At 65.7% G+C, this 2255-nt stretch carries 4 protein-coding genes; 1 reads left to right on the top strand and 3 read right to left on the bottom strand.

Annotation, left to right across the window (positions count from 1 at the left end; genetic code table 11):
• A partial coding sequence (locus A5764_RS28835) for a hypothetical protein (protein WP_231989669.1) occupies positions 1–380 on the top strand: 380 nt, incomplete at its 5' end.
• A 61-nt stretch (positions 381–441) separates the two neighbouring features.
• Here A5764_RS28835 and A5764_RS10345 read toward each other — a convergent pair.
• The 3 genes from A5764_RS10345 to A5764_RS10335 form a co-directional block, all read right to left on the bottom strand.
• Positions 442–1359, bottom strand: a complete 918-nt coding sequence (locus A5764_RS10345; RefSeq protein ID WP_067112632.1) for an NAD(P)H-binding protein — start codon at positions 1357–1359, stop codon at positions 442–444.
• Between the two features lie 4 nt (positions 1360–1363).
• The gene (locus tag A5764_RS10340; RefSeq protein ID WP_067112629.1) at positions 1364–1702 is read right to left on the bottom strand and encodes a hypothetical protein; all 339 of its coding nucleotides are present in this window, start codon (positions 1700–1702) and stop codon (positions 1364–1366) included.
• 301 nt (positions 1703–2003) lie between these two features.
• A partial coding sequence (locus A5764_RS10335) for an alpha/beta fold hydrolase (RefSeq protein WP_197501291.1) occupies positions 2004–2255 on the bottom strand: 252 nt, incomplete at its 5' end.

Here is a 2255-nt window from a genome sequence, read left to right as displayed (position 1 = left end):
AAATTCTCTGGCCGCTGATCGAACCGATGGAAGCCGACGATGCTGGCCCTGACGAGATCGCCGCCTACTTCCTCGCGCTGGCGAGTCGCATTCGCAAGTCATCGCGGCCGGCAGCCGCACGCGGCTGCCTGATCACCAACACCGCATCCGAACTCAACATACTTGACGACGCCGTCGCCGACATGGTGCGCAACTACCGGAAGCGGCTGCATAGCGCACTCACCAACGCCTTGAACGCGATTGACGGACTCGACCACCCGGACCGCAGGGCCGAGGTGCTCACCGCCGCCCAAATGGGCCTCATGATCACCGCCCGCTTCGATCCGACAGCCGCCGCCGAGACGGCCGAGACCATCGCCGCCGACGCCCGGACCTGGTGAAGGACGCCTTACCCTATCCGGCCGGCAACCATTGAGCTGACACCGTCGCCGAATACACACCTCAGGGGCTTGGTGGTTGGAGTCCGTGGCGTTCGCGGACGTAGTCGGCGACGGTGTGAGCGGGGTGGCCGGTGAGGTCTTCCACGGTGTGTGTGAGGCGGTTGTAGCGGTCCTCGTGGTGCAGCCGAGCCATGGTGGCGATGTGCTGGGTGACGTGGGGGCCCGCCCCCATTGCGTCGAGTCGGGCCAGCCATTGGTCGTAGGGCACGTCGACGCCGGCGATGGGCCGGTTCAGCGCGTGGGAGTACTGCTCGGCGAGACCGTCGAGGTCGAGGATGGCGGGGCCGGTGAGTTCGTAGGTTGCCCCCAGGTGCGGCGCCGGGTCGCGCAGAATCGTAGCGACGACGTCGGCAACGTCGCGGGCGGCGATTGGCGAGGTCTTGCCGGCGCCGAAGGGCAGGTTGAGGGTGCCGTCGGCGCTGATCGAGGCGTCGGCGAGGGAACTGAACAGCGGGTTCTCCAGGAAGACCGTGGGGCGCACGGTGACGGCGGGCAGGCGCGACCATGCGATCACGTGTTCGGCGAGCCAGTGCTGGCGTTGCTGGCGGGACTCGGCGGTGCTGGTGATCGTCATCTGCGACACCGTCATCTGTGACATGTTGACCAGGACCTCAAGTTGTCCATGATCGAGTGCGGCGGCGCAAACTTCGGTGGTGGCTTCTAGGTAGTGCGCGGAGACGCTCATGGAGAAGAACATTCGCGTCACTCCGTCGAGGGCGTCGTGGACGTCACGAGGGTTGGTGAGGTCGCCGACGACGACGTCGGCCCCCTGCTCGCGCAGCGCGGCGGCGCGCTCGTCGTCGCGGTGGACGAACGCGCGCACGGGGGCACCGGCGTCGAGCAGCGCGGCGATGACCCGGGGGCTGACGCTGCCGGTGCCGCCGCCGGCGCCAGTGATGAGGTACGTGAGTTCGGTCATCTGTCTACCAATCTGGTTCTCGGCGTGGATTCTCCAGTACCACCGCCAGGCGTTGCCCGGAGCCGATGCACGCGCCGACGGCGCCGTATCGGGCGTTGCGTTCCCGCAGTTCGATGGCAAGGGTGAGCATGTAGCGGGTGCCGGTGGCTCCGAAGGGATGTCCGATGGCCACTGCGCCCCCGTGGGGGGTCAACTTCTCGTCGGGCACCCGAAACCCGTTGAGCTGGTTTCGTAATTCACGCAGGACGCCGAGCGCGTGGGCGCTGAACGCATCCAAAACGGTGTCCCAGTCGACGCCTTTCTCGATGAAGGCGCCGAACCGAGCCGTCTGGCACTCCGGCACTGCTCCTCATAGCCAGTCCCGAACCCGTCAAACGCGTCGTCGATCTGGATCGTCAACCGGTCGACTTGATGCGGGATTGTTTCGATCGAGCCATTCGATGGGTGGGTCATGGTGTCTCCTGGTTCTGATGCCCAAACTGGCTGTGACGCTGTTGGTACGTTGGCACGGCTTCCTCCTTTTCCGACTGGTGATCAGATGGTGGCCGTCGGACAGGGCAGCAAGTAGCAAGGCCCTCGACTAAACGGACCGCTGTCGCGTCCAACTACGAGCCGTAGCAACACCACTCGTCGACCAATCCGGGTCAGTGCACGGATGCGGCGGCAGCCTCGATGACCTGCGTGACGGCGTCGGGGTGTGAGACCAGCGTCAGGTGCGAGCCACCGTTGAAGTGTGTGACCTGTGAGTGTGCTCGTGCGGCCATGGAGTCCTCCGAAGCCGGGGTGATGACCTGATCTCCGCTGCTGATGAAGTACCAGGAGGGGATGTCCTTCCATGCGGCGTTCTTCGACGGTCCGTACAATGCGGCCACCGCTGCTGACCGCTGGCTGGCCCA

The sequence above is a fragment of the Mycobacterium sp. 852002-51057_SCH5723018 genome (assembly GCF_001667035.1).
Lineage (GTDB): Bacteria > Actinomycetota > Actinomycetes > Mycobacteriales > Mycobacteriaceae > Mycobacterium.
The sequence above is the reverse complement of the archived record's forward strand: the minus strand, read 5'-3'. Positions and strand labels throughout refer to the sequence as shown.